This is a genomic window from Haloferax prahovense, from assembly GCF_000723845.1.
GTDB lineage: Archaea > Halobacteriota > Halobacteria > Halobacteriales > Haloferacaceae > Haloferax > Haloferax prahovense.
Window position 1 is genome coordinate 1,270,830 of record NZ_LK053000.1, and the last position, 24,044, is coordinate 1,294,873.

30 protein-coding genes are annotated in these 24,044 nt (G+C 67.8%); 14 read left to right on the plus strand and 16 right to left on the minus strand.

The annotated features are described in order from the left end of the window. Position 1: 1 nt before the first annotated feature. A complete protein-coding gene (locus BN984_RS06245; protein WP_049967889.1) occupies positions 2–193 on the minus strand; it encodes a hypothetical protein in 192 nt (63 codons plus the stop codon). A gap of 51 nt (positions 194–244) precedes the next feature. Beyond that, positions 245–892 carry a phosphoserine phosphatase SerB gene (gene serB / locus BN984_RS06250; protein ID WP_008090876.1) on the minus strand — a complete coding sequence of 216 codons (648 nt, stop codon included), beginning with the start codon at positions 890–892 and terminating at the stop codon, positions 245–247. Between the two features lie 144 nt (positions 893–1,036). Between serB and BN984_RS06255 the strand changes: the two genes are divergently transcribed. Further along, positions 1,037–1,474 (plus strand): hypothetical protein, encoded by a 438-nt coding sequence (locus BN984_RS06255; RefSeq protein WP_008090877.1) that lies wholly within the window; start codon positions 1,037–1,039, stop codon positions 1,472–1,474. A gap of 30 nt (positions 1,475–1,504) precedes the next feature. Here BN984_RS06255 and BN984_RS06260 read toward each other — a convergent pair whose 3' ends face one another. Beyond that, the gene (locus BN984_RS06260) at positions 1,505–2,170 is read right to left on the minus strand and encodes a DUF7504 family protein (protein ID WP_008090878.1); all 666 of its coding nucleotides are present in this window, start codon (positions 2,168–2,170) and stop codon (positions 1,505–1,507) included. 139 nt (positions 2,171–2,309) lie between these two features. Here BN984_RS06260 and serA point away from each other — a divergent pair, with 139 nt between their 5' ends. Then, positions 2,310–3,887, plus strand: a complete 1,578-nt coding sequence (gene serA, locus BN984_RS06265) for a phosphoglycerate dehydrogenase (protein WP_049967890.1) — start codon at positions 2,310–2,312, stop codon at positions 3,885–3,887. 39 nt (positions 3,888–3,926) lie between these two features. On the opposite strand, the gene BN984_RS06270 is transcribed toward serA, so the two are convergent. The 6 genes from BN984_RS06270 to BN984_RS06295 all read right to left on the minus strand — a co-directional run bounded on the left by BN984_RS06270 (position 3,927) and on the right by BN984_RS06295 (position 7,677). After that, a complete protein-coding gene (locus BN984_RS06270) occupies positions 3,927–4,421 on the minus strand; it encodes a hypothetical protein (RefSeq protein ID WP_049913329.1) in 495 nt (164 codons plus the stop codon). 135 nt (positions 4,422–4,556) lie between these two features. Beyond that, the gene (gene thrC, locus BN984_RS06275; RefSeq protein ID WP_008090881.1) at positions 4,557–5,816 is read right to left on the minus strand and encodes a threonine synthase; all 1,260 of its coding nucleotides are present in this window, start codon (positions 5,814–5,816) and stop codon (positions 4,557–4,559) included. A 96-nt stretch (positions 5,817–5,912) separates the two neighbouring features. Next, entirely contained in the window at positions 5,913–6,284 is a 372-nt protein-coding gene (locus tag BN984_RS06280; RefSeq protein WP_004044838.1) for a helix-turn-helix domain-containing protein, read from the minus strand. Positions 6,285–6,362: 78 nt separating this feature from the next. Then, a complete protein-coding gene (locus BN984_RS06285) occupies positions 6,363–6,602 on the minus strand; it encodes a hypothetical protein (RefSeq protein WP_004974161.1) in 240 nt (79 codons plus the stop codon). A gap of 99 nt (positions 6,603–6,701) precedes the next feature. Beyond that, the gene (locus BN984_RS06290; protein ID WP_008090882.1) at positions 6,702–7,394 is read right to left on the minus strand and encodes a DUF5828 family protein; all 693 of its coding nucleotides are present in this window, start codon (positions 7,392–7,394) and stop codon (positions 6,702–6,704) included. Positions 7,395–7,467: 73 nt separating this feature from the next. Next, positions 7,468–7,677: a hypothetical protein gene (locus BN984_RS06295; RefSeq protein ID WP_008090883.1), complete on the minus strand. Its 210-nt coding sequence runs from the start codon at positions 7,675–7,677 to the stop codon at positions 7,468–7,470. Between the two features lie 88 nt (positions 7,678–7,765). On the opposite strand from BN984_RS06295, the gene BN984_RS06300 reads away from it, so the two are divergent. Continuing rightward, on the plus strand, positions 7,766–8,146 hold the full coding sequence (locus BN984_RS06300) for a cupin domain-containing protein (protein ID WP_008090884.1): 381 nt from the start codon (positions 7,766–7,768) through the stop codon (positions 8,144–8,146). After that, positions 8,143–8,796: a hypothetical protein gene (locus BN984_RS06305; protein ID WP_008090885.1), complete on the plus strand. Its 654-nt coding sequence runs from the start codon at positions 8,143–8,145 to the stop codon at positions 8,794–8,796. Before BN984_RS06300 ends, BN984_RS06305 begins: the two co-directional genes overlap by 4 nt. A gap of 30 nt (positions 8,797–8,826) precedes the next feature. Here BN984_RS06305 and BN984_RS06310 read toward each other — a convergent pair whose 3' ends face one another. From BN984_RS06310 to BN984_RS06320, 3 genes are all read right to left on the minus strand, one after another. Then, positions 8,827–10,644 carry a carbon starvation CstA family protein gene (locus BN984_RS06310; protein WP_008090886.1) on the minus strand — a complete coding sequence of 606 codons (1,818 nt, stop codon included), beginning with the start codon at positions 10,642–10,644 and terminating at the stop codon, positions 8,827–8,829. 134 nt (positions 10,645–10,778) lie between these two features. Next, positions 10,779–11,744: an ArsA family ATPase gene (locus BN984_RS06315; protein WP_008090887.1), complete on the minus strand. Its 966-nt coding sequence runs from the start codon at positions 11,742–11,744 to the stop codon at positions 10,779–10,781. A 1-nt stretch (position 11,745) separates the two neighbouring features. Further along, positions 11,746–12,042 carry a hypothetical protein gene (locus BN984_RS06320; RefSeq protein ID WP_008090889.1) on the minus strand — a complete coding sequence of 99 codons (297 nt, stop codon included), beginning with the start codon at positions 12,040–12,042 and terminating at the stop codon, positions 11,746–11,748. A 101-nt stretch (positions 12,043–12,143) separates the two neighbouring features. Here BN984_RS06320 and BN984_RS06325 point away from each other — a divergent pair, with 101 nt between their 5' ends. The 7 genes from BN984_RS06325 (at position 12,144) to BN984_RS06355 (ending at position 19,710) form a co-directional block, all read left to right on the plus strand. Beyond that, complete coding sequence (locus BN984_RS06325) at positions 12,144–13,451, plus strand: CobW family GTP-binding protein (protein WP_049967891.1); 1,308 nt, start codon at positions 12,144–12,146, stop codon at positions 13,449–13,451. Next, a complete protein-coding gene (locus BN984_RS06330; protein ID WP_008090892.1) occupies positions 13,448–13,684 on the plus strand; it encodes a hypothetical protein in 237 nt (78 codons plus the stop codon). The genes BN984_RS06325 and BN984_RS06330 overlap by 4 nt, the downstream gene beginning before the upstream one ends. A 108-nt stretch (positions 13,685–13,792) precedes the next feature. After that, a complete protein-coding gene (gene upp / locus BN984_RS06335) occupies positions 13,793–14,473 on the plus strand; it encodes a uracil phosphoribosyltransferase (RefSeq protein ID WP_008090895.1) in 681 nt (226 codons plus the stop codon). Positions 14,474–14,604: 131 nt separating this feature from the next. Further along, the gene (locus BN984_RS06340) at positions 14,605–14,808 is read left to right on the plus strand and encodes a DUF7569 family protein (protein WP_004974143.1); all 204 of its coding nucleotides are present in this window, start codon (positions 14,605–14,607) and stop codon (positions 14,806–14,808) included. 450 nt (positions 14,809–15,258) lie between these two features. Beyond that, positions 15,259–16,287: a TAXI family TRAP transporter solute-binding subunit gene (locus BN984_RS06345; RefSeq protein ID WP_049967892.1), complete on the plus strand. Its 1,029-nt coding sequence runs from the start codon at positions 15,259–15,261 to the stop codon at positions 16,285–16,287. A 51-nt stretch (positions 16,288–16,338) separates the two neighbouring features. Continuing rightward, complete coding sequence (locus tag BN984_RS06350; protein ID WP_049905033.1) at positions 16,339–16,824, plus strand: DUF1850 domain-containing protein; 486 nt, start codon at positions 16,339–16,341, stop codon at positions 16,822–16,824. A 6-nt stretch (positions 16,825–16,830) separates the two neighbouring features. Next, positions 16,831–19,710: a TRAP transporter permease gene (locus tag BN984_RS06355; RefSeq protein WP_049967893.1), complete on the plus strand. Its 2,880-nt coding sequence runs from the start codon at positions 16,831–16,833 to the stop codon at positions 19,708–19,710. A 24-nt stretch (positions 19,711–19,734) separates the two neighbouring features. Here BN984_RS06355 and BN984_RS06360 read toward each other — a convergent pair whose 3' ends face one another. Beyond that, complete coding sequence (locus tag BN984_RS06360; RefSeq protein WP_049967894.1) at positions 19,735–20,367, minus strand: IMPACT family protein; 633 nt, start codon at positions 20,365–20,367, stop codon at positions 19,735–19,737. A 309-nt stretch (positions 20,368–20,676) separates the two neighbouring features. After that, on the minus strand, positions 20,677–21,180 hold the full coding sequence (locus BN984_RS06365) for an ACT domain-containing protein (RefSeq protein WP_004974129.1): 504 nt from the start codon (positions 21,178–21,180) through the stop codon (positions 20,677–20,679). A gap of 162 nt (positions 21,181–21,342) precedes the next feature. Here BN984_RS06365 and BN984_RS06370 point away from each other — a divergent pair, with 162 nt between their 5' ends. Further along, positions 21,343–22,059 (plus strand): hypothetical protein, encoded by a 717-nt coding sequence (locus BN984_RS06370; RefSeq protein WP_008090902.1) that lies wholly within the window; start codon positions 21,343–21,345, stop codon positions 22,057–22,059. A gap of 43 nt (positions 22,060–22,102) precedes the next feature. On the opposite strand, the gene hisB is transcribed toward BN984_RS06370, so the two are convergent. After that, the gene (gene hisB, locus BN984_RS06375; protein WP_004974124.1) at positions 22,103–22,696 is read right to left on the minus strand and encodes an imidazoleglycerol-phosphate dehydratase HisB; all 594 of its coding nucleotides are present in this window, start codon (positions 22,694–22,696) and stop codon (positions 22,103–22,105) included. A 121-nt stretch (positions 22,697–22,817) separates the two neighbouring features. On the opposite strand from hisB, the gene BN984_RS19925 reads away from it, so the two are divergent. Then, entirely contained in the window at positions 22,818–22,976 is a 159-nt protein-coding gene (locus tag BN984_RS19925) for a hypothetical protein (RefSeq protein WP_233514263.1), read from the plus strand. Positions 22,977–23,021: 45 nt separating this feature from the next. Next, the gene (locus tag BN984_RS06385) at positions 23,022–23,210 is read left to right on the plus strand and encodes a hypothetical protein (RefSeq protein WP_008090904.1); all 189 of its coding nucleotides are present in this window, start codon (positions 23,022–23,024) and stop codon (positions 23,208–23,210) included. A gap of 36 nt (positions 23,211–23,246) precedes the next feature. Here the strand turns inward: BN984_RS06385 and hisA are convergent, their stop codons facing one another. Continuing rightward, complete coding sequence (hisA, locus tag BN984_RS06390) at positions 23,247–23,963, minus strand: 1-(5-phosphoribosyl)-5-[(5-phosphoribosylamino)methylideneamino]imidazole-4-carboxamide isomerase (RefSeq protein ID WP_008090905.1); 717 nt, start codon at positions 23,961–23,963, stop codon at positions 23,247–23,249. Positions 23,964–24,044: the final 81 nt, after the last annotated feature.

A 24,044-nucleotide genomic window follows, 5' to 3' on the forward strand; every position in this document is an offset into this window, starting at 1 on the left:
TTCACCCGTCGTCGAACCACCACAGCGCCAGCATCGTCCCCACGACTGCCACGGCCGCGGGAATCGACTCGTCGACGCCGAATGTGCGGACGTCGAAGAGGACGACGCCCTCGAGCAGGGCGGCGAGCGCGAGGGCCACGAAGACGAACCCCGCCACCCAGATTTCGGGTGTGTTGACGTCGCTGGTTGACATGCGCGGTGCTACGGGCCGGAATATGATAAGTGTTAGCAGGCCACAAATAGACTACTCGTCGGCGTCGAGAATCCCGTGGCTCTCGAAGAGCTTTCCGAGTCGGTCCATGGAGGCGACGACGGCGTCGCAGGCCGGGCGGACCGCGTCCTTGGGGACGAAGCCGACCGAGAGGCCGGCCACTTCGAGCATCGGGAGGTCGTTCGCGCCGTCGCCGACCGCGACGGTGCGGTCCATCGGGACGTCGTGTTCGGCGGCGTGGTTCTCAAGCGCCGTGTCCTTCGTGCCCTCGATGAGCGACCCCTCCACGTCGCCGGTGAGTCGGCCGCCCTTCACGGGCAGGCGGTTCGAGACGATGTCATCGACCTCGACGCCCTCCTTTTCCAGCGCGCGCTCGACGCCGCGTTCGAACCCGCCGGTGAAGATGGCGACGTGGTGGCCGTAGTCGCGGAGGCGCTGGATGAGGTCGGCCGCGCCGGGGCGGAGTTCGACCTCGCCGTAGGCTTCCTCTGCGAGTTCCTCTTCGAGGCCTTCGAGGAGGCGGGCGCGCGACCGGAGGCTCTCCGCGTAGCTCATCTCGTCGTTCATGGCTCGTTCGGTGATGTCGGCCATCTCGTCGGCCGTGCCGTTCTTTTTGCCGAGGAGAACCGTCATCTCGGAGTCCGAGAGCGTGCCGTCGAAGTCGAAGGCGATGATGCGCATATCTGCCCGTCGTCGCCGCGGGGTTTCAAAGCTTCCGCGTCGGCAGTTATCGGGTGAGGGAGACAGCGACCGAGTCGGCCGCCGGAGGAAAGCAGCGTCGCGCCGCGCACAGCTATTTACCGGTCGTCTCCCTGACAAGCACGTATGGACGACCTCCACGACGCCGAACACGAGCGGCTCAGCGATGTCGAAGCCGACCTCGCCGACGACTTCGGCGAGGAAGGCGACACCCCGCTCCGACAGTTCGTCCGGGGTCTGCGCGACCTCGACGAGGCCGACGTGCGCGCGGTCGGGCAGTACGACGGCGAGTCGTTCGAGCTGCTCTACCTCCGCGACGACATCGAAGCGGCGCTCGAACCGGACGCGCGCACCGAGCGCGTGAAGACGCTCGTGCTGAAGGCGCTCGGCGAACCCGTCAACGAACCCGAACTCGACGACTACGGCGAGTTGAACGCCGTCATCAGGTGGTTCGACGAAGTCGTCGTCGCCATCTACCCGCACGACGAGTGGTCTGGGGCCATCGCGACGTTCGACCGGGCGAACTCGCCGCTGGTCGACCTCGCGTCGAAGCACCTGTCGTGAGAACGTTCTCGGGGCGGCCGCGACGCCCGCTCAGAGTCGAAGCGGCGTCCACGACCGCGGGCCGTCGTCGAGTCCGCGGACCCGGAACTCCGGGTCGCCGTCGGTGTCTCGCGTCTCGACGAACCCGTCGAACGGCTGCTTGAGAAGCGCGAGTTCGCGCTCGTCGACGAAGCCGGTGTCGAGCGTGAAGACGCCCGAAAAGCCCGCCGCCGAGATGCGACCCGTGATGACGTGAAGGAACTGAAACAGCCGCTTGAGGTCGACGTACATCACGAGCGTCGAGAGGACGTGGAGGCCGACGCGGGCCGCCCGACTCGCCTCGTAGTGCTGTCGGAGCGACTCCGTCAGGTGGATGCCGATGCCGGTCAGGTCGCCGGGGCTGGAGACGTACCGGAGGTTCCCCGCGTCGGCGCGGTCGCCGAGGAGGTCGGCGACGCTCGTCGTGTCGATGACCTCGAACTGCTCCGGGGGCGAGCCGCTGATGTGCGACAGTTCCTGTGCGATGCTCGGGGCGGGCTTCTTGGTCGTCACGACGACCGTCCCCACGTCGTCGCGCTCGCCGGGCGCGAGCATCGAGAGCATGAGCCGTCGCTTCCGCGTCATCGTCGGACCGGCGATGAGCACGGACCCGGTGTCCGGAAGCGACACCTCGGGCGGTTGCGTCGCCGGCGAAGCGTTCTCGGGACGGAAGACCATCTACAGAATCTATCGGACTCGCCGAGATAATACTAGTGGGCGAGAACGTCGGGCGACCCGAACCGTGCGAGACAGTCTCAATGTCACGATATCGGCCGTTGTGACAACCCTTAACCCGCACGGGTCTGACCCTACGCGCATGAAGGTACTCGTCACGGACCCGATCGCCGACGCGGGTCTGGACCGGTTACGCGAGGCCGGTTACGAGGTAGAGACCGCGTACGATGTCGAAGGTGACGCGCTGCTCGAAGCCGTCTCCGACGCGAACGGGCTCATCGTCCGCTCCGGAACGCAGGTGACCGCCGAGGTGTTCGAGGCGGCACCCGACCTCGTCATCGTCGGACGCGCCGGCATCGGCGTCGACAACATCGACATCGACGCCGCGACTCAACACGGCGTCATCGTCGCCAACGCGCCCGAGGGGAACGTCCGCGCCGCCGCCGAGCACACGGTGGCGATGGGCTTCGCCGCCGCGCGCTCGATTCCGCAGGCCCACGCCCGCCTGAAAGACGGCGAGTGGGCCAAGTCCGACTACCTCGGCAACGAGGTCAACGGCAAGACCCTCGGCGTCGTCGGCCTCGGCCGCGTCGGCCAAGAGGTCGCAAAGAAGTTCTCGTCGCTCGGGATGGACATCGTCGCCTACGACCCCTACATCGGCGAGGAGCGCGCCGACCAGCTCGGTGCCGAACTCGTCGAGTTCGACGCCTGTCTCTCCCGCGCCGACTTCCTCACCGTCCACACGCCGCTGACCCCCGAGACGGAGGGGCTCATCTCCACCGACGAACTCGAAACGATGGGGAGCGGCTACCTCGTCAACTGCGCCCGCGGCGGCGTCGTCGACGAGGCCGCCCTCGCCGAGGCCGTCGACGCCGGCGTCATCGACGGGGCCGCGGTCGACGTGTTCGCCGACGAGCCGGTCTCGCCCGACAACCCGCTTCTCTCCGTCGACGACGTGGTCGTCACGCCGCACCTCGGCGCGTCCACCTCGGCCGCACAGGAGAACGTCGCCGTCTCGACGGCCGACCAAATCGTCGCCGCGTTCCGCGACGAGCCGGTCATCAACGCGCTCAACGCGCCCTCGGTCGACGAGAGCGCCTTCCCGCGCATCCAGCCGTACATCGGCCTCGCCGAGACCGCCGGCAAAATCGCCGCCCAACTGCTCGACGGCCGCCTCAACGAGGTCGAGGTCACCTACACCGGCGACATCGCCGCAGAGGACGTCGAACTCGTCACGGCCTCCGCGCTGAAGGGCGTCTTCGCGCCGCTCGAATGGCAGGTCAACGCCGTCAACGCCCCGCAGGTCGCCAAGGAACGTGGCATCGAGGTCGTCGAGTCGAAGTCCCGCCAGTCGGACGACTTCCAGAGCCTCGTGACCGTCACCGTCCGCAACGGCGACGAGGAGATGACCGTCTCCGGGACGCTGTTCACCGGCGAGGACCCGCGCATCGTCCGCATCAACGGCTACCGCCTCGACGCCATCCCGCACGGCCAGATGCTCGTCGCCCGCAACTACGACAAGCCGGGCGTCATCGGCTTCATCGGGACCGTCCTCGGCGAGAACGACGTGAACATCGCCGGGATGTTCAACGCCCGCCGCGCGAAGGCCGGCGGCGAGGCGCTGACCGTCTACAACCTCGACGACGACGTACCCGAAAGCGTCCGCGAGAAGCTCCTCGCCGACGACCGCATCATCGACGTGGACCTCATCACGCTCTGAAGCGGACGAACCGCACCTCTTTCTGAAAGAAAAGCCGGACTACCGTCGGCCGAACGCCGACGCGACCCGGTCGACCACGCGGTCGGCGACCGCCCGGACCGCGGCGACCGCGTTCGATTCCGAGCCCGAGCGACGGGACCGGTCGGTCCGCCGACCCGAGCGGCCGTGCGTCTGCTGCCGACCACGGCCCCGGCTCTCGGCTAACAGTCGTTCGTAGCGGTCGATTATCTCCTGTCGGTCCGCGTCGGCGCTGTCGAGGCGGGCGTTGAGTCGGGCGTTCGCGCGACGGAGCGCCTCGTTCTCGCGCTGGAGAGCGTCTCGACCCCGAGTGTCGCCCGCGGGTGACTGGCGGTGACCACGGGGTGACGCGGACGTGGACGCGGGTGCGGGTGAAGACGCGGACGAGGCCGAAGACGCGGGTGCGGACGAGGCCGCGGCGGTGGACGACCCTCGCTCGGGCTCGTCCGGCGGGTACGTTCTCGACCCGGCCCCGTCCCGACTGACGGTTCCGGTCGGCATACTGCTGAGCGACATCGTGTGCCACGACGTACCACAGAATGAAAAGGATGCGTCAGACGCGCACCCGACGCGCGTCATCGTCCGCGGTCAGACGGCTCCGCCCGCCGATATTCGCGACCGTCGGCGACGGTCGGACCGAACCGGTCGCGCCTACTCGGCGAGGTGTTCGAGGACCGCTTCGGTGTCGTTCGGGACGGGTTCGGGGTCGTCGCCCGCCTCGAACGCCGCGTCGGGGTCCTTCAGCAGGTGGCCCGTCGTGAGACAGACGACCCGCTCGTCCGCGTCGACGACGCCCTCGGCGCGGAGCTTTCGGAGGCCGGCGACGGAGGCGGCGGAGGCGGGTTCGACGCCGACGCCCTCGGCCGCGAGGTCCCGCTGCGCCTCGGTGATTTCCTCGTCGGAGACGGCGACGGCCGTGCCGTCCGTCTCGCGGATGCCGGGGAGCGCCTTCGGCGCGTTGACCGGGTTGCCGATGCGGATGGCGGTCGCGCGCGTCTCGACATCGTCCCAGCGGCGGGTTTCGTCCCAGCCGTTCTCGATAGCTTCGACCATCGGGGCCGCACCCTCGGCCTGCACGCCGGTCAGTTTCGGCACGTCGTCGACGTCGAGCGCGCCCGACTGGACGAGTTCGCGGAACGCCTTGTAGAGCGCGGAGGTGTTGCCCGCGTTGCCGACGGGGAGGACGATGCGGTCCGGGTAGGTGCCGTAGTCCTCGTGGAACTCCTCTAAGATTTCGAGGCCGATGGTCTTCTGGCCCTCCAAGCGGAAGGGGTTCAGCGAGTTGAGGAGGTACGCCTCGCCGCGGGCGGCGAGGTCCTGTACGATGTCGAGACAGGAGTCGAAGTTCCCGTCGACTTCGAGGATGCGCGCGTCGTGGAGCGACGCCTGCGCGATTTTCCCGGCGGCGACCTTGCCGGCGGGGAGGAGCACGAGCGTTTCCATCCCGCCGCGCGCGCCGTAGGCGGCGAGCGCGGCCGAGGTGTTCCCGGTCGACGCGCACGCGAGGCGGCCGACGCCGAGTTCCTTCGCCACGCGGACGCCGACGGTCATGCCGCGGTCCTTGAACGAGCCGGTGGGGTTCATTCCCTCGTGTTTGACGCGGAGGGTCTCGACGCCGACGTCGGCTTCGAGGCGGGGGACTTCGTGCAGCGGCGTCGCGCCCTCGGGGAGCGAGACGCCCTCTTCGAAGGGGAGCGCGGCGTTGTAGCGCCAGACGCCGCGGCCCTCGAAGTCGTCCCACGTCGGCGGGGACGCATAGCGCACTTCGAGGAGGCCGTCGCAGTCGTCGCAGGTGTACCGAACGTCCTCGAACGGCGCGAACTGCGCGCCGCACGCGATACATTCGAGCCAGGTGCCGTCGTCGGCGACGGATGGCTCCTCGGGGGCGGGTGCCGTGAGTTCGAGGCTCATTGCTCGGGCGGTGGCACCAGAGGGACAAAAGCGGGCGGGTTTGGGCGGCACCTGCCGGGCGACGACCTCGTCGGGAACGCGGTCGGTCGGGGAGGGCTACGACTCGCCGAAGGCGTCGATGCGGGCGTGCACGTCTTCGGCCCACTCGTCGAGCGCGGCGTGCATCATCTCCTTGGCCTCGGGGAGCGGGGTCGCCGTGTACTGGTAGACGTAGCCGCCGGGGTCGAGCAGGCGGCGCTTGCGCTCGGTGAGCCCCTTGTCGAGGAGCGTCGTCAGCGAGCGGTTGACGTTGCTCCGGTCGCGGTCGAGCACCTCCGCGAGTTCGGCGACGGTGCTGCCGGGGTTGTCGAGTAGTGCGAGATACGTCCGGCTCTCGTGGCTCTGGATGCCGAAGACGCACGCGAGGACCTGTCCGAAGTTCGGGTCCTCGGTCTCCATCAGTTCGCCCATGTCCGGTGCGTCGGCCATGCACACCTGTTCGCCGTGCGCCGGATTAAACCCTCACCTACAGGCGAGCGAGCGGTCGTCCCGGACGGGACGGCGCGGCTACTCCGATTTCGCGTACCCCATCTTCAGCACGCAGTCCCGCATGCCGTCTTCGTCGTCGTGTTTGTGGAGCGTCGTCGGCGTGTCGCAGTAGAAGACCGTCCCGTCGTGTCGGAGCGTCACCTCGTGGATACCGCCGAGCATCTCCGCCTGGACGACGACGCGGCGGCCCTCGCGGAGCGCGTCGAGGATTTCGTCTGCGGTCAGTTCGCCGGACTCGACTCGAAGCGGCTCGGGCATACCGGAGGGTCGCGGGCGAACGGTATCAGTATTGTCGATGACGGCGGACGCCGACGACGGCGACCACGCTCGACGAGTCGAGTCAGCGCGAGACGCGCGTCAGTTCGTCGTGGACTTGGACCGCTGTTCGTCGTCCGTCACCGGAACCTCCACGCCCTCGACGACCTCCGCGACCTCGGTCTCTTTCGGCGTGTCGATGTGCCAGCGGTCGATTTCGTCCTCGAAGTCCCGCAGCGTCTCCGACACCATCGACTTCAGTTCGTCGTCGTTGACGTTCACCTCGAAGACGAACCGCTCGTCGCCGGAGCCGCGACCGACCTGCTGGATGTTCGCGCTCACGAGTTCGTTGTCGAAGTAGTACGGTGCCAACTGGGTCATCACGTTGCGGTAGACCGTGTCCTCGACCTTCCGCAGCGCCTTCCGGCCGGCGGAGTCTGCCGCGCGGGCGACGTAGTTGATGGAGTCCTGCCACGACTCGACGGCCCCCTCGTTGTCGCCCTCCTCGACACGCTCGTAGGACCGAGAGAGCTTCTCGCCCGCCGTCTTGAGGTCGTCGTTGGGCGTCTTGCCCGCCTTCTCGCCCTCGCCCTCGCCGACGCTGGCCTGCTGGGCCGTCTTCTCGTTGACGTCCTCGCCGAGGCGCTCGTGGGACTTCGGTCGCCACTCGTCCCAGTCGTCGAAGGCGGCGCCGTCGACGTCGGCGTCGCGGAGCGCTCGGGTGATTCGCTCCCCGTGTTCGACGACCTCGTCCCAGGTGCCGCGGCGCTTGAACCCGGAGATGCTCTCTTCCATTGTCGTTGACGGGTGTACGTGCCAGACGGTATAAACTCTACGAGGGGACAGGTTCGCACACGCATGGGAACGCCTAGCGGTCGCGGTAGACGAACCGCTCGGCGGCCGCGTCGAGGCGGGCCGACACCCGACCGAGCCACGCCGCCGGCGACGCGAGTCGGAGCGCCGACTCGTCGAGTTCGATTCGGTCGTCACCGAGCGGGTCGCGGTCCTCGCTCGCGGTTGCGTCCACGACGGTGGTCATCGAACACCGACCGCAGGCCTCGCGGGACGAGTCTGTCATGCGCCGCGGTTCGAAACCTTCACGAATAAACCTTGGTTTTCGGACGGGTCGCGACGGGCTTATAGGGTCGAACGTGTTGCTCCGTCTCATGGGATATCGCATCGTGGACGCAACCGCCGTCGAACCCGCCGACGACCGCCCGTGCGAACTCCGCCGCATCGGCGGCGAGGGCGGCTTGGAGACCGTCGCGCTCAACCGCTTCCGGGCCGCCCCCGGCGAGCAGGTGCCGCTTTCGTACCACTACCACACCGAACAGGAAGAGGCGTTCTACGTCCTCTCGGGCACGCTGTTCGTCGAGACGCCCGACGAGACGTTCGAAGTCGGCGCTGACGGCCTGTTCGTCGCCGACCCGAAGAGCCCCCACCGGGCGTACAACCCCGAAGAAGCCGACGAGCCGGTCGAACTGCTCGCGCTCGGCTCGCCGGCCGTGTCGGGCGACGCGGTGGTCTACGACCCCGACGAGGAATGAAGCGCGTCGAGCCCGAGGACGCCGAGGGAGCCGGAACGTCGGGGAAGTCGACCGAGGCTAACGCGTCGGCTCCGGGTCCGGCCCTCGACCGCCCCGAGTGGGACGACGAGTACCTCGACCGGGTCGCCGAACGGCTCATGTACAACTACGACTTGGAGCGGGAGTACGCCGTCCGCGGCGAGCGGTTCGACCTGTTCGGCTCGATGCGCATGGAGAGCCAAAAGCAGTTCCTCCACCAGTCTATCAACTACGCCAACCACCACGCGATGGAGTACATGTTCGCGCGGCGAGTCGAGTCGGCGACGGTCGCCGAACTCGAACGGCTCGTCGAACTGGGCCACGCGCTCGCCGACGAGTGGATAGAACCCGACGAGAAGCACTACGGGACGGACTTCACCTTCGTGCTCGTCGCCGACGCGGTGTCGGACGAGGTCCGGTCGTTCGTTTCCGACTTCGCGGACCGGACGCTCCTGAAGTTCGGCTACTACGGTCACTACGAGGTGAACCTCGCCGTCGTCGCGCCGACCGACGAGGACGCCGTCGCCAGCCGGAACGCCGACTCGGTCGCCGCGTTCACGCTCTGGAGCGACGGCTCGCCGGCCGTCTCCGACGGGCTGTTGCGTCGGCTCCTCGGGAAGCTTCGTCGATAAGAGAAAACGGAGTAGTCGAACGGCCGCGCGTCAGTCGTCGCTCGGCTGCGGACGACCGCCGCCACCGCCGCCCGAGCTCCGGGCGTCTTTGATGTTGTCGTAACCGATTTTCGCCAGCGACAGCGCGAGGTAGACGAGCACCAGCGCGAGGACGATTTGGACGACTGCCGACACCATCGCGAAGGTGCCCGCCGAGGCCATCCACTCGGCGTTCAGGAACTTCGCGTAGAGGTTGTCGTGGAACGCGAGCCAGAGCAGACCCAGCGACGTGATAGTCGTCATGAGGGCCATCGGCAGACCCGTGCTGAGGAGCTGCTTGGAGTCGTCCCAGTTAGCCAGCCAGACGGTCGCGGTCAGGAGCGCCAGCGCGGCGAGCAACTGGTTCGCGCCACCGAACAGCTGCCAGAGCGTCAACCACGAGCCGCTCGTGATGAGGATGTACGCCGGCAGCGACTGCACGAACGCGTTGCCGTAGCGGTTGGTCGCGAACTCCTCGACCGGCGTCTCGGGCGTCCCGACGATTTCCTCCATCATGTAGCGACCGAGTCGAACCGCGGTGTCGGTCGACGTGAGGAGGAAGCTGACCAGCACGAGGGCCATGAACGGCCCGCCGAAGGAAGTCGGGATGCCGAAGCTCGACAGGATGACGCCGCCACCCGCGGCGAACGTCGGCAGCGCGAGGCCGATACCGCCGCCCACGTCGGGCGCGATGATAGCGACCGTCGCCAGCGCGACGGTGGCGAGGAGTCCCTCACCGAGCATGCCGCCGTAGCCGATGACGCGCGCGTCGGACTCCTTGTTCAGTTGTTTCGAGGTCGTGCCCGACGAGACGAGCGAGTGGAACCCGCTGATGGTCCCACAGGCGATGGTGATGAACAGAAGCGGGAACAGCGGCGCGCCGGAGCGCCCGATGAACCCGTAGTACGGTTCGAGGTTCGTCACGAGCGGCTGGGTCGGGTTCGTGAAGAACGTGCCCACGACGATAGCGACGAGCGCGCCGCCGACGCCCGCGTACAGCAGGAACGACGAGAGGTAGTCGCGCGGTTGCAGGAGCACCCAGACCGGGAGGGCGCTGGCGATGGCCCCGTAGACGAGGATGAGCGGCACCCACGCCGCGGTGTTCCCGTTGAACGAACTCGCACCGGGGAGCCACGCGCCGGAGCCGGAGAACAGGACGAACGTCTCGGCGGGCGCTCGGGCCGCGGGTTCGAACAGCGCAATCGGGAACTGAATCCCCGCGTAGACGCCGACGAACATCGCCACGACGAAGACGGCCGTCCCGAGCAGGAACGGGAGGTTCAGTTGGTAGAGGTAGACGCCGAACAGCACCGCGAGGACGATGTACACCAGACTCGCCGTGGCGGCCTCCGGATAGGCGTTGAACACGATGGCCACCACGAGGGCGAACACCGCGACGACGAGGACGATGGTGAGAAACGCGAACCACAACAGCATGTTCTTGCCGCGCTCGCCGACGTACTCGCCGATGATGTAGCCGATGGACTTCCCGTCGTGTCGCAGACTGCTCGACAGCGACACGAAGTCGTGAACGCTCCCGAGAAGCGGGTTGCCGATGGCGATCCACGCGAGCGCCGGGAGCCAGCCCCACACCACGCCCGCCGTAATCGGCCCGACAATCGGCGCGCCGCCTGCGATGCTCGAATAGTGATGCCCCAGTAACACCGGCTTTTTCGCCGGAACGTATTCTTGGCCGTCTTCGTACTTGTGCGCTGGCGTCTCACGACTGTCGTCGAGCTCGACGAACTGCGCGAGATATCGGGAGTAACCGAGATACCCGACGGTAAACAACGCGAGTACCGTGACGACCAACCAAATGACTTGTACCATGGTACGCTGCCCCACTCGGTGACACGAAAATGCCCACCTTAACGTTAACGATAGATAGGAATGTATCGTGTTCGAACGACAGGTTCAATCGCCGAGGTGACCGAAAATTCTCACCGTGCGGTCGGTTTACCGGCTCACTGAACGTCGGGCGCGGTGTCGATGTCGAGTTCGGCCGCGACCTCGCCGAGGAAGTCGCCTTTGACTTCGGCCACCCGCGTCTCGACCGCGGCGACGAGCGGCGGTGAAAAATTCTCGCGGAGGTCGTCGAGGTGCTCTCGTTCTGTCTTGACTCGCTCGCGCAAGAACGTCGCGCCCCGCCCGGACTCCTCGGGGTCGGGTTCGGGCGTGAGGCGGTTGACCGCGAGGCCGCGCACGTCGAGGCCGTAGTCGTCGAGTTGGTCGATGGCGCGCTCGGTCTCCCGGAGCGAGAGTTCGTCGGGGTTCACGACGAGGAAGAACGCGGCGTCGTCCCGAAGCGTCTCCTTGGCGAACGAGAAGTCGTCGCGGCGCTGTTCGAGGCGGGCGATGATGGGGTCGCCGTCCATCATCCGCCGGGGTTCGTTGTTGCCGATGGCCGCGCGCTCGAACAGTTTGACCGACTCCTTTCGCTTGTGGAGGAGCCGCTGAATCCAGCCGTCGAGGTACTCCGGCAGCGAGAGCAGTCGGAGCGTCCCGCCGGTCGGCGAGGTGTCGAAGACGACCCGGTCGTACTCGTCCGCGGAGCGCATCACGTCGATGAAGCGGTCGAACAGCGCCGACTCGTACGCGCCGGGCGTCTGGTGGGCCATCTCTATCTGCCGGTCGATTTCGTTGACCATCGCGGGGCTGACCTGGTCGCCCATCGCCCGCTTGGTCTCCATGAGGTGCTCGCGGACCTCGGTCTCGGGGTCGATTTCCATCGCGTCGAGGTTCGGTTCGTCCGCGACGGCCGCGGGCTCGTCGGTGAACGACTGGTCGAACACGTCGCTCGTGCTGTGGGCCGGGTCGGTCGAGACGAGGAGCGTCCGGACGCCGTCGCGGGCGCACTTGACCGCGTAGGCGCTGGACATCGTCGTCTTGCCCACGCCGCCTTTGCCGCCGAAGAAGACGAATTTGCGCATGTTAGAAGTGGTACTGGTGACCTTTGCGTTCGAGGAGCGACCCGCGGTCCCACATCCGCCGCTCCCACGCCTCGAACTCGTCTTCGAGGTACGGGAGCAGTTCGGCGGTGTAGTACGAGATGGGCGAGGGGATGCCGAACGCGTCGGGGAAGCACGCGAGCATGAACGCGTCCTCGTCGTCCTCGGCCTGTTTTTCAATCTTCTCGTAGGCGGGATGCGAAATCAGCCCGTGGTAGAGGCCGCGGAGCCACTCTTCGACGAGTTCGCGAAAGGATTCGATGCGCGCGGCGAGCGTCATCAGTTTACACACTCACCCGCTTTCGGACAAAAGGGTATCGTTCACGAACGTCCACGCTGGTTACCTGCGATTTCATATGTGCGGCCCCGGTAGGCCCGCCCATGAACGCGGGGGAGACGATTCCGGTGACGGTGCTCGGCGGGAGCCTCGGGGCGGGCAAGACGACGCTTCTCAACCACCTGTTGACACACGCCGGCGACCGAGACATCGCCGTGCTCGTCAACGACATGGGTTCCGTGAACGTCGACGCCGAACTCGTCGCCGAGGAGTCCGACCTCGCGGTCGGCGACGGCGTCGCCGAACTCTCGAACGGCTGTATCTGCTGCGAGCTACAGGACGACCTCGAAACCGCGGTCGTCCGCCTCGCGCGCGAGCGGTCGTTCGACCACCTCGTCGTCGAGGCCTCGGGCGTCTCGGAGCCCGGCCCTGTCGCCCGGCTGTTCGTCACCTCGCGGGCGGCCGCCCGCTACGACGTGGCCGGCCTCGCCACGGTCGTCGACGCCAGACTCTTCGCGGACACCTTCGGCGACGGCGACCCAGACCGGACCGTCGCCGAGGAGGGAGACGGCTCGGTGCGCCCCCTCTCGGACCTCCTCGTCGAGCAGGTCGAGAGCGCCGACCTCGTCGTCCTCAACAAGCGCGACCTCGTCTCCGACGCGGAACTCGCGGCGGTCCGCGACGCGGTCGAGGCGCTCCGTCCCGGCGCGACCGTGGTGGAGACGACCCGCGGCGACGTGGACGCGGACCTGCTCCTCTCTGACCTCCACGACCCCGACGCGCCCGTCGGCTGGCGGGCGGCGTTGGAAAATGATACGGGAGGAGACGAGAGCGACCGAGACGGCCACGGCGGCCACGGCGACCACAGCGACCACGACCACGGCGGCTACGGCGACCACGACCACGACGACACCCTACACGCGGAAGCGACCTACGGCGTCACCTCGTTCGTCTACCGCCGGCGGGCACCGCTCGACCCCGACGGTGCGGCCGCGGTCCTCGGGAACCTCCCGGAGTCAGTCGTCCGCGCCAAGGGCTCGCTGTGGGTCGCCGGGGCCGAGAACGTACACTTCACCTACAGTCAGGCCGGCCCGTCGGCGTACGTCGCCGCCGCCGGCCCGTGGGTCGCCTCGCGCCCCGAGTTCGAACAGGACACCTACCGCCGCAACCACCCCGAACTCGACTGGCACGACGACCACGGCGACAGGCGGACCGAGCTGGTGTTCATCGGCCGTGAGATAGACGAAGACGCGCTCGCGGCCGCGCTCGACGCCCACCTGCTCGACCCCGGCGCGTCCGCGGACGCCGGCGACTTCCCGACCGACCCCGGCGAGGAAGTCGCGCTCGCGGAGCCGACCCGGGAGCGCGAGTCGGTGCCGACCACGGGCGCGGCCTCGGAGGGCGGGCGATGAGCGGCGAAGCCGAAGGGGCCGGGAGCGACGACGAGGGGCGCGGGGCCGACGAGATAGAGTGGGGCGAGGGCGACCCGCGGGTGCTGTTCGTCATGAACCTCGTTCTCTCGACGGCGTTCGCGGCGGTCGTCGTCTACGGCCTGTCGTACCTCGACCTCGCGGCCTTCTCGGCGGTCAACGTCGCCTCCGCGGCGCTCGTGCTCACGGCGGTTACGTACCTCGTGACGAACTGAAACCGCGGGATGCGCCGCCGACCCATTCTACGCGTGAACTACCCGCAGGGCACCGCTGGCGGCCGATAGCCGCATTTATGTCCTTCGGGAAACCGCCTTCTCAGTAAGATGCCCATCGAAGACCGAGACGATGCGTACCTCATCACGCACGCGCTGGCGAAGGACACGCTCTCGCGCCTCCGGGACGTGGAGACGACGCAGGTCGCCTTCCGGAAAGGCCTCGTCAAACTCGGCCGCATCTGTGGCTACGAGATAATCGACGGCGCGATGGAGACCGAGTACGTCACCATCCAGACCCCGCTGGCTGAGACGACCGGCGAGCGCGTGAAGGGGCTCGACAACGTCGTCATCATCAACGTGCTCCGCGCCGCGACGCCGTTCGTGGAGGGACTGCTCAAGGCGTTCCCGCGGGCGAAGCAGGGCGTCATCTCCGCCGGCCGCGACGAGGAGGCGGGGATGGACGACGACGGCGGCTTCCCCATCACCATCGACTACGTGAAGCTCCCCGAAATCACGGAGAAAGACACGGTCATCGTGGCCGACCCGATGCTCGCGACCGGTTCGACGATGTGCTCGGTCCTCGACCACATCCTCGAGAACGCGGGCGTCGACCCCGAGAAGCTGTTCGTCCTCTCGGCCGTCTCCGCGCCCGACGGCCTGCTCCGCGTCGACAGCGAGTTCCCCGAGGTCGACCTGCTGACGGTCTCCATCGACGACTACCTCGACGACGACGGCTACATCGTCCCCGGTCTGGGCGACGCCGGCGACCGCGCGTTCCGCACGACGTAACTCGGTCACCTCGCACCGCGGCTCGCGGGCGGGACGCCCCGGCCGCCGGCCCCGATTCGGGTAACGACTAAGTTACCGCCCGCGCACCTCCGACGCATGGACGAACCTCGCGCCACCGGAGGAACCCGACGATGAGCGACCCGTGCGACGGCTGCGGGCGGGCGGTCGAAGACGCCCTCGCCCGCGCGGTCCAGTTGCAGGTCGACGGCTCGACCGTGGACGACCAGCGACTCTGTCCGACCTGCTTCGCCGACTGGATAACCCGGTACGAAGAACAGATGTCGCCCAAGCAGTCGTCGGACGACTCGACGGACTCCGAGATAATCGTCGACTGACGGCTGCGGGCGCGAGCGCACTCCCCTGAACGCCGTCCGAACCCCCTCTTTTCGGGTCGAAAGTCGCCCGCCGGCGGCCGACTGTCGTTCGAGTCGAACGTCCCGAACCGCACCCCCGTAGACTACTGTGAGAGACGTTTGCACGGGGTGCGTCGGGGTCGGCACCCAACTCGCCGAACCCCTTCGTTTCGGGTCGAAGTCCGCCGCGAACTCCGGAGTCGGACGGAACAGAGAAACGAGAAACCGACAGCGGTGGGCACGCGGGTCGAAGTGAAATCAGAACCGCGGAGGATTGTATTTCTCCCCAGAAGGGCGAGTTCAGGTATGTGTATCGTTGGCGAATTAATATTCTAACATTGATAAGAATTTACTACAATTAGTGTGTAAATAGAGATATGTTGGCCGTTGACATGAACAGTCATAAATACGTATCGTGACGAATAGTGATGTATGACTCGGAAGCTTGACCGCCGACAGTTTATCGCTGCGACAGGTGCCGTCGGTCTGGCCGGCCTCGCCGGCTGTTCCGGTGGCGGCGGCGAAGAGACGACGACGACGACCGAATCCGGTGGCGAAGATACCACCACCGCCGAGGAGACGACGACCGAATCCGGCGGTAACGGCGGCACCGAGAGCCGACTCTCGTGGCACGCCGGCGGGACGGGCGGCACGTACTACCCCCTCTCGAACGAGTTCAAGTCCGTTATCGAGGGACAGACCGACTTCACGATTCAGGTGCAGTCCACCGGCGCGTCCGTCGAGAACGTCGGCAGCCTCGCCCGCGGCGACGCGGACTTCGCGCTGATTCAGAACGACGTCGCCTACTTCGCCCGCAACGGCGAGGGCATCGAGGCGTTCCAGGGCAGCCCCGTCGAGAACCTCCGCGGCGTCGCCACGCTCTACCCCGAGACGATTCACGTCGTCACGCTCGCCGACACGGGCATCGAGACGCCGTCCGACCTCTCCGGTGCGACCATCAACACCGGCGACCTCGGCTCCGGGACGCAGGTCAACGCGACCCAGATTCTCGAAGCCCTCGGCATCTCGGACTACAGCGAGCAGAACACCGGCTTCTCGCAGGCCTCCGACCAGCTGAAGAACGGCGACATTGACGCCGCGTTCGTCGTCGGCGGCTGGCCGGTCGGCGCTATCGAGGAACTCGCCGCGACCGAGGACGTGCGCATCGTTCCCATCGAGGGCGAGGACCGCACGGCCGTCAAGGACGCCGCGCCGTTCTACGCCGACGACGAGGTCCCGTCGGGCACCTACGGACTGGAGAACCCCGCCCCGACCGTCTCGGTGCAGGCGATGATCGCGACCAACGCCGAACAGCCCGAATCGACCGTCGAATCGGTCACCAGCGCCATCTTCGAGAACGTCGACGAACTCACCATCAAGACGGACTTCATCTCCAAGGAGAGCGCGCAGGACGGCATGTCCATCGAGCTCCACCCCGGCGCGCAGGCCTACTTCGGCTGAGCCCGGGCGCTTCGCTTCGCTTTCGAACAGCGGTTTCCTACCCATCTTTCGATGCTTGATTCGACTCCCACACGTCTCCTCGTCGTAGTCGCGGTGCTGGCGGTCGCCGTCGGCGGGAGCGCCGCCGTTCCGGCCGGACAGGTGCTCGTCGTCGAAGACGCCGAAACCGGCGAGCGACTACAGACGATGCCGGTCGAAGAGAACACGACCGTCGCGCTCGAATACACCCACAGCGTCGAGAAGACGCGCGTCCTCGACGCCTACGCGGTTCAGGACGGCGAACTCGTCATGACCAAGATGGAGTTCAAGTCCTACGGCGCGGGGCTGCCCGCTCGGGCGAACGTGACGACCGAAAACGGCTCGTTTGTCTTCGACCCCGAGGGAAGCTACGAGGATCTGTACGTCAAGCCCGGCCGTATCGCCGGCCACAAGCTACACGTCGGTGACCGGACCTACGACCTCGTGGCGCTCTCCGACGCGCGCTCGGTCCGCCTGTACGTCACGCACCGCTCCGTCCTCGACGCCGCCCTCCACTGACTAACGATGAACCGAACACACGACGAGGGTCGACCCGACGGCCCCGACGACGAAGACGCCTCCCGGTCCGTCCCGGAGACCGACGCGGCACCGGCCGACTCGCCGATTCGAACCGACGGCGGCGAGTCGCCCGCTGACGACGACCGCGAGGCAGCGAGTACCGACGAAGAACTATCCGAAGAAGAGGCACAGGAGATGCTGGAGGGCATCGACCGGAAGCGGACGCTCTCGGGGTGGGCGGCGATTCTCACGTCGCTCGTCGCCATCTCCTTTTCCGTCTTCCAGTCGTGGCTGGCCGCCCGCGGCTTCGAGTTCGCCGCGACGATACCGCTCGTCGGCGAGGTGTCGCTCGGTTCGCTCCAACTCCTGCAGGTGAACTCGATTCACGTCGCCTTCGCGCTCGTGCTGGCGTTCGTCCTCTTCCCGGCGACGACCGGCCACGGTCGGTTCGCCGCGGCACTCAGTCGCGTCGTTCCGACCCTCGCGTCGAACCTCGGTGAGGACCACCCGGTCACCCGCGGTGCCGCGGGAATCCGCCGGTTCGTCCGATGGCTCGCGATCGACCCGGAGCGCGAGCGCGTGACGCCGCTCGACCTGCTGTTTATCGTGCTCGCCGTCGCCACGGCGGCCTACATGGTGTTCGAGTGGTCCGAGATTCAGCGGCTCCGCGTGTTCGGCCTCGAAGCCGGCCGGACGGTCGCCGAGTACCTCGGCGCGCCGTTCGTCTCGGTGTCCGAGACGCTCGGTCCGCTCGGCTTCCTCGCCGACGCGGTCGTCGCGGCCATCGGCGTCCTCCCCTTCACGGACGTGTCCTACCCGTTCTTCCTCGGCGCGGTCGGCGTCCTCCTCGTCCTGGAGGCGACCCGCCGCTCGCTCGGGTTCTACCTGATGGTCATCGTCGCCTCGTTCATCGTCTACGCGAGGTTCGGCTACCTCATCTCGCCGTCGATGCCGCTGGTCGGCGTCCTCTCCATCCCCGAAGGGTCGTGGGCGAACATCATCCAGAACCTCTGGTACAACACCGAAAACGGCGTCTTCGGCATCCCGGTCACCGTCTCCGTGCAGTTCATCTACATCTTCATCCTGTTCGGGGCGTTCCTGGAGATGTCGGGGGCCGGCCAGTGGTTCATCGACCTCGCGTACGCCGCGACCGGGACCCGCAAGGGCGGCCCGGCGAAGGCGTCCATCCTCGCGTCCGGATTCATGGGGACCATTTCGGGCTCTTCCATCGCCAACACGGTGACGACCGGCGCGTTCACCATCCCGCTGATGAAGCGCTCCGGCTACCGCTCTGAGTTCGCCGGGGCCGTCGAGGCCTCCGCCTCCTCCGGCGGGCAGATTCTCCCGCCGGTGATGGGCGCGGCGGCGTTCCTCATGATAGAGTTCATCGGCGTCCCCTTCTCCGATATCATCATCGCGGCGGCCATCCCCGCCGTGGTGTTCTTCTTCGGCGTGTGGGTGATGGTCCACCTCGAAGCGACGCGGGCCGGCATCGGCGGCCTCGACCGCTCCGAGGTCGTCGACCTCGGGAAGCACCTCGTCAGCGGGTGGTTCTACCTCATCCCGCTCGTGTTGCTCATGTACTACCTGCTGGTCGAGCGCCTGACGGTCGCGCGCTCGGCGTGGTTCACGCTCATCGCCATCATGGCGCTCCTGTCCGTCGTCGCGGCGTACAGCGAGCGGACCCGTGTGCCCCTCTTGGGCGCTATCGCGGCGGCGTTCGTCGCGCAACTCGGTTCCTACGTCACTACCGGCGTCGGCGTCATCGACGCGGTCACGGGTGGAAGCGGTGAACCGCTCGGCGCGACCGCGGCGCTCTTCGCCGCCGCGGGCGACCTCGGCGTCATCGCCATCTTCGTCAGCCTCGTCGTGATGCTCGTCCGACCGGCGCTCGACTCGCCGCTGTTGGAGTTCGACGACGCGGTCGACGAAGCGGCCGACAACATCGCCAACGCCGTCTCGCGGCCGTCGCTGTCCGACCTGAACGTCTTCCGCTACGTGACGTTCATCGGGAAGTCGATGGACTCCGGCGCGCGCACCTCGACCGAGGTCGTCGTCGCCGTCGCCGCCGCGGGAATCATCCCCGGTGTCGTCAGCGCGACCGGCCTCGGCCCGAACCTGACCGCGCTCATCAAGGCGGTCGCCGGCGGCTCTATCGTCCTCTTGCTGCTTTTCACCGCCATCGCCTCCATCATCCTCGGGATGGGGATGCCGACGACGGTGACGTACATCATCCTCGTCTCGCTGCTCGGGCCGGCTATCGCGCAGTCCTCCGACATCCCGCTGCTCGCGGCCCACCTGTTCATCCTCTACTTCGGGGTGATAGCGGACATCACACCGCCGGTGGCGGTCGCGGCGTACGCCGCCTCCGGCATTGCCCGGTCTAATCCGTTCCGGACCGGGACGAAGGCGTTCTCGCTGTCGCTCAACAAGGCCATCGTGCCGTTCGCGTTCGCCCTGACGCCCGGCATCCTGCTCCTCCGCGGACAGGGCGAGGCCGCGGCGGTCATCACGTTCGCCGACGTGGCCGAAATCGGCTACTTCGTTCCCGAGGTGGTCATCCCGGTCGCGGGCGTCTTCGTCGGCGTCATCGGACTCGGTGCGACCGTCATCGGTTACCTCTACAGCCGCGTGTCGCAGACCGAACGGGCCCTGTTCGCCCTCTCGGCGTTCCTGCTCATGGCCCCGATGCTCCTGTTGAACGCCGCGTTCGACCTCGGGAGCTTCCTCGGGCTCGTCGGGAACGTCCCCGACACGGTCGCCGTCGACCTCGCCATGCGCGCGGTCGGTGGGGCGCTGTTCGGCGCGCTCGCCATCAAGAACCGCCGCGAGACGCGCGAGAAAGCCGCACCGACGCCGCCGGAACAGGTGGAACCGACCGACTGAACCGAAAAGAATCCCGCGGCCGCGCTACTCGATGTCCGCGCGGCCGCTGGTCGCGCTTCTGATGCGGTCGCGGAGGTCCGCCCCGTCCTCGACGGGAACGCGGACTTCGAACGACACGTCGGCCTCGTAGGCGGCTTCGAACTCGACGCCCGCGCTTTCTAACAGCCCGCGAACGCTCCCCGAGTCGTCGTACTCGACGGTCGCAGTGAATCGTTCGTGGGGAATCTCCTCGACGACGCCCGCCGCGTCGAGCGCCTCCTTGACGGCTCGGGAGTACGCGCGGGCGAGGCCGCCGACGCCGAGGTTGGTGCCGCCGTAGTAGCGCGTCACGACGGCGGCGACGTTGCGCACGTCCTGCTGGACGAGGACGTTGAGCGCCGGTTTTCCCGACGAGCCGCTCGGCTCGCCGTCGTCGCTCTGGTACTCGCGGAGCATGACGTTCCCCCCGCCGGGAACCGACGACGAGGCCGCCCCGGCGGGCACCCGGTAGGCGGGGACGTTGTGGGTGGCGTCGGGGTGGCGCTCCTCGATTTCGGCGACGAACGCCTCCGCCTCCTCGACCGTCTCCGCGGGGGAGACGTAGCCGATGAACTCCGAGCCGTTGACCTCGAAGCGGGCGTCGGCCCGGCCGGCGACGGTTCGATAGGCGTCGGTCATGCCACCGAGTTGGCGTCGCGGCGTGGAAAAGCGTTCGCACCGGGGCGTCGTCGGCCCGGCGCGGGAGAAACCGAGCAGGGCGAGGCGGTGCGGGCGAGCGCGGAGCCGCGCTACTGCTACTGTCCGCAGGCGTCCGCGTACGACGTACACCCGTTTTGGATGCAGACGCCGCAGAGGTGGCGCGTCTCGGAAATCGGCTCACCACAGCACATGCAACTGCGCATGGACACCATGCGAACGGCTACCACGTGAAGTTACAAGAATCTTATTGCTACGTTGACAGAATATTCGCGGAGCCGACGGGCGGGCTCAGGCGATGATGATGCGGCGGACGAATTCGAGGTTCGACAGGTCGTTGAGCAGGTCGCCGGGAATCGGCTCGTCGGTGATGATGTAGAGCTTCGGGTCGTCGGTGAACTCGGGGTCCTCGCTTATCGTCTGGCGAATCGAGATGCCCGCGTCGGCGAGCTTCGAGGTGACGGTGGCGACGATGCCGGGCTCGTCGGCGTCGGCAACCTCGACGGTGAGCACGGAGAGGTTGAGCACCGGCGCGAGGTCCATCAGACTCGGAATCGACGAGATGTTCTGGAAGATTCGTCGAAGCTCCTCGTCGGCGAGGATGGCGTCGGTGGTCGAGTCGACGACGCGCCTGTCCACGTCGGCCTCGCGGGCGATGCCGGTGTTCGGTATCTCGATGCCGCCCGAGACGACCCGTCCCTGGTCGTTGACGGAAAAGCCCCGTTCCAAGAGGAGCCGGATGACGGCCTGCTGGCTCGGGCTGCCCTCGAACTTCTCCATAATCTCGTCGAACATTCGTTGGTCGGGGGATTTGCGGGCGGGTGCATTAAGTGGTACGTCGCCGACGGCGGCTGACTGGAGACGTCGCGTGGGCGTCGGGTGGACGACGCCACGGGCAGGCGACCGACGCCGCGGCCGGGGAGTGGGTTTAACCGTCGGCGCGGAGACCCGTCGTGCATGCGCGAGCTACGCACCTGCGACTTCTGTGGGACCGACGCCGTCGGCGTGTTCGAGGTACTGCCGCCGGAGTTGACGCCGGCCGACGACCAGCGCCGCGTCGTCCTCTGCGAACACTGCGAGGAGACGCTGAGCGAGGTCATCGCGCCGCTTCTCTCCCGACTCGGCGTCGACGCTGGCGTCGACGTGCCCGACGACGCACGGGCCGAGACGGGCGCGTCCGCGGCACCGGAGCGGACCGCGAGCGGGTCGGGCGGCGAGGCCGCCTCGGTCGACGTGAACGCGGTCGACCCCGCGCCGACGCCGCCGGAACCGGCGAACCACGACTCGCCGGACGAGGCCGACGACCACGAGGAGTCGGGAGACGACGCGGACGACGACGACGGCGAGGACGAGGCCGAGAGGTCCGACGGTGCCGCCCGGGCGGCCGACGAGACCGCCGACGAACCCGAGCGGCTCGACAGTGACGCCGAGTCGGACGCCGACGATGAGACTGAAACCGGCGGCGACTCGTCCGACCCCGGCGAGGAGCCGCCGAAGTTCCGAAAGGTCATTCGCATCCTCCAGAACCGCGAGTTCCCCGTCGAGCGGGCGGAGGTCGAGGCGCTGGCGTCTGGCGCGTACGACCTCGAGGACGACGAGGTCGCCGACATCTTCGACTACGCGGTCGAACGCGGCCTGCTCGTCGACGACTCGGGGACGCTCCGGCGACCCTGAGAGTCGAGTGCGGGAGGTCGGGGAGAACGGGGCGGACTGGCGACTACAGCTTTCCTTTGGTACTCGGCGTGTCCGAGCGCCGCGGGTCCACGCGGGTCGCGTCGTCGAGCGAGCGCGCGAGCGCCTTGAACAGCGCCTCGACCTCGTGGTGGGCGTTGTCGCCCTCGACGCCCGCGTGGAGCGTGAGGCCGGCGTTCATCGACAGCGACATCGCGAAGTGTTCGGCCATGTGGCTGGTGAACTCGCCGACGTAGGGCTGGGAGAACTCGCCCGAGAACTCGAAGAAGGGGCGGCCCGACACGTCCACGACGACGGAGGCGACGGCCTCGTCGAGCGGGACCTTGCGGTCGGCGTAGCGGACGATGCCGCGCTTGTCGCCGAGCGCCTCGGTGAACGCCTCGCCGAGGACGATGGCCACGTCCTCGACGGTGTGGTGGTCGTCGATGTGGAGGTCGCCGTCGCACTGGACGGTCAGGTCGAACAGGCCGTGTTTGGCGAAGGCCTCCAACATGTGGTCGAAGAATCCGATACCGGTGTCGACGACCGCGTCGCCGTCGCCGTCGATGGACAGCGTCACGTCGATGGTCGTCTCGGACGTCTCGCGGGAGACGGCCGCGCGTCGGTCGGCGTCGCTCATGTCGCGTTCGAAGCGGGCCGCGCATATAGGGATTCTCGTCGTGCGGCGGCGGCCGCAGCCCGCCGCAGCGTCAGACGCACGTCTGACGGACGTTCATAACTTCGGACGCGTACGGTGGGGTATGCAGCGAAAGGGAGCGCTGGTGGTGGGCTACACCATCTGCGTCGGGGGACTCCTGCTCACCGCCCGGTCCGGGGTGGCTGTCGCGCTCGGCGTCGCGCTGGTGACGCTCGCGGTCGGCGCGGCGGTACTCGGCGGAGGCGTCCTGGGTGGGCGATAACCGACCGATGCGGCTGGAATCGAGTCGTCCGGAGGCGAGCGACTGATGCGGCGCGGAGCGACCGCCAGCCCGAAACGCGACGTGGTGACCCTCAGTATGCTCGTTCTCGCCGGGCCGTTCCTCGCGACCTCGCGTCCCGAGACCGCGATTATCGGCGCGCTGTTCGTCGCCGTCGGCGTCTACGGGACCGTCGAGAGCCTCGCCGCGGCCGTTTTCGCGTACCTCGACGCGTAGCGTCTCGGTCAGGTCGTGTCTCGCCGCGTCGGCGACCTACGCCTCCATCGCTTCTTCGAGCGTGAACCGCCCCTCGTAGAGCGCGGTGCCGACGACGGTCGCCGCCGCGCCCGCCTCGCGGAGCGCGCGGACGTCGTCGAGCGAGGCGACGCCGCCGGAGGCGACGACGGGAATATCGACCGCGTCGACGACCGCCGAGGTCGTCTCGAGGTGGACGCCTTCGAGTTGGCCCTCCACGTCCACGTCGGTAAACAGGATGGCCGCCGCGCCGAGTTCCTCGTACCGGGCGGCCGCCTCGGCGGGGTCCAGGCCGGTGCCCTCGGTCCAGCCGGAGACGACGACCTCGCCGTCTTTCGCGTCGAGACTGACCATCACGCCGTCGGGGTAGTCGTCGGCGAGTTCGGCGACGATGTCGGGGTTCTCGACGGCCGCGGTGCCGAGGATGACGCGGTCGACGCCGCGGTCCAGCAGGTCGCGGGCGTCGTCGGCGGTGCGGATGCCGCCGCCGAGTTGGAGCGGCACGTCGACCGCGTCGAGGACGGCGTCGACCGCCGGGGCGTTCTTCCGCTCTCCCTCGAACGCGCCGTCGAGGTCGACGAGGTGGAGCGTCTCCGCGCCGGCGTCGACCCAGCGGCGAGCGGCCTCGACCGGGTCGCCGTAGGTCTTCTCGGTGCCGCGTTCGCCCTGTACGAGCTGGACGACCTCGCCGTCTTGCATGTCGACCGCGGGGACGACTTCGAACTCCGGGAACATACGCCACCGTGGGCGAGCGACGTGCGTAAACGCACCGGATACGGCGACCCGGATGATTGGGCGACTCGAATCGGGCGACGA

Coding starts and splice junctions, on each gene's coding strand:
- BN984_RS06245 (WP_049967889.1), bottom strand. CDS start 193: ATGTCAACCAGCGACGTCAACACACCCGAAATCTGGGTGGCGGGGTTC.
- serB (WP_008090876.1), bottom strand. CDS start 892: ATGCGCATCATCGCCTTCGACTTCGACGGCACGCTCTCGGACTCCGAG.
- BN984_RS06255 (WP_008090877.1), top strand. CDS start 1,037: ATGGACGACCTCCACGACGCCGAACACGAGCGGCTCAGCGATGTCGAA.
- BN984_RS06260 (WP_008090878.1), bottom strand. CDS start 2,170: ATGGTCTTCCGTCCCGAGAACGCTTCGCCGGCGACGCAACCGCCCGAG.
- serA (WP_049967890.1), top strand. CDS start 2,310: ATGAAGGTACTCGTCACGGACCCGATCGCCGACGCGGGTCTGGACCGG.
- BN984_RS06270 (WP_049913329.1), bottom strand. CDS start 4,421: ATGTCGCTCAGCAGTATGCCGACCGGAACCGTCAGTCGGGACGGGGCC.
- thrC (WP_008090881.1), bottom strand. CDS start 5,816: ATGAGCCTCGAACTCACGGCACCCGCCCCCGAGGAGCCATCCGTCGCC.
- BN984_RS06280 (WP_004044838.1), bottom strand. CDS start 6,284: ATGGCCGACGCACCGGACATGGGCGAACTGATGGAGACCGAGGACCCG.
- BN984_RS06285 (WP_004974161.1), bottom strand. CDS start 6,602: ATGCCCGAGCCGCTTCGAGTCGAGTCCGGCGAACTGACCGCAGACGAA.
- BN984_RS06290 (WP_008090882.1), bottom strand. CDS start 7,394: ATGGAAGAGAGCATCTCCGGGTTCAAGCGCCGCGGCACCTGGGACGAG.
- BN984_RS06295 (WP_008090883.1), bottom strand. CDS start 7,677: ATGACAGACTCGTCCCGCGAGGCCTGCGGTCGGTGTTCGATGACCACC.
- BN984_RS06300 (WP_008090884.1), top strand. CDS start 7,766: ATGGGATATCGCATCGTGGACGCAACCGCCGTCGAACCCGCCGACGAC.
- BN984_RS06305 (WP_008090885.1), top strand. CDS start 8,143: ATGAAGCGCGTCGAGCCCGAGGACGCCGAGGGAGCCGGAACGTCGGGG.
- BN984_RS06310 (WP_008090886.1), bottom strand. CDS start 10,644: ATGGTACAAGTCATTTGGTTGGTCGTCACGGTACTCGCGTTGTTTACC.
- BN984_RS06315 (WP_008090887.1), bottom strand. CDS start 11,744: ATGCGCAAATTCGTCTTCTTCGGCGGCAAAGGCGGCGTGGGCAAGACG.
- BN984_RS06320 (WP_008090889.1), bottom strand. CDS start 12,042: ATGACGCTCGCCGCGCGCATCGAATCCTTTCGCGAACTCGTCGAAGAG.
- BN984_RS06325 (WP_049967891.1), top strand. CDS start 12,144: ATGAACGCGGGGGAGACGATTCCGGTGACGGTGCTCGGCGGGAGCCTC.
- BN984_RS06330 (WP_008090892.1), top strand. CDS start 13,448: ATGAGCGGCGAAGCCGAAGGGGCCGGGAGCGACGACGAGGGGCGCGGG.
- upp (WP_008090895.1), top strand. CDS start 13,793: ATGCCCATCGAAGACCGAGACGATGCGTACCTCATCACGCACGCGCTG.
- BN984_RS06340 (WP_004974143.1), top strand. CDS start 14,605: ATGAGCGACCCGTGCGACGGCTGCGGGCGGGCGGTCGAAGACGCCCTC.
- BN984_RS06345 (WP_049967892.1), top strand. CDS start 15,259: ATGACTCGGAAGCTTGACCGCCGACAGTTTATCGCTGCGACAGGTGCC.
- BN984_RS06350 (WP_049905033.1), top strand. CDS start 16,339: ATGCTTGATTCGACTCCCACACGTCTCCTCGTCGTAGTCGCGGTGCTG.
- BN984_RS06355 (WP_049967893.1), top strand. CDS start 16,831: ATGAACCGAACACACGACGAGGGTCGACCCGACGGCCCCGACGACGAA.
- BN984_RS06360 (WP_049967894.1), bottom strand. CDS start 20,367: ATGACCGACGCCTATCGAACCGTCGCCGGCCGGGCCGACGCCCGCTTC.
- BN984_RS06365 (WP_004974129.1), bottom strand. CDS start 21,180: ATGTTCGACGAGATTATGGAGAAGTTCGAGGGCAGCCCGAGCCAGCAG.
- BN984_RS06370 (WP_008090902.1), top strand. CDS start 21,343: ATGCGCGAGCTACGCACCTGCGACTTCTGTGGGACCGACGCCGTCGGC.
- hisB (WP_004974124.1), bottom strand. CDS start 22,696: ATGAGCGACGCCGACCGACGCGCGGCCGTCTCCCGCGAGACGTCCGAG.
- BN984_RS19925 (WP_233514263.1), top strand. CDS start 22,818: ATGCAGCGAAAGGGAGCGCTGGTGGTGGGCTACACCATCTGCGTCGGG.
- BN984_RS06385 (WP_008090904.1), top strand. CDS start 23,022: ATGCGGCGCGGAGCGACCGCCAGCCCGAAACGCGACGTGGTGACCCTC.
- hisA (WP_008090905.1), bottom strand. CDS start 23,963: ATGTTCCCGGAGTTCGAAGTCGTCCCCGCGGTCGACATGCAAGACGGC.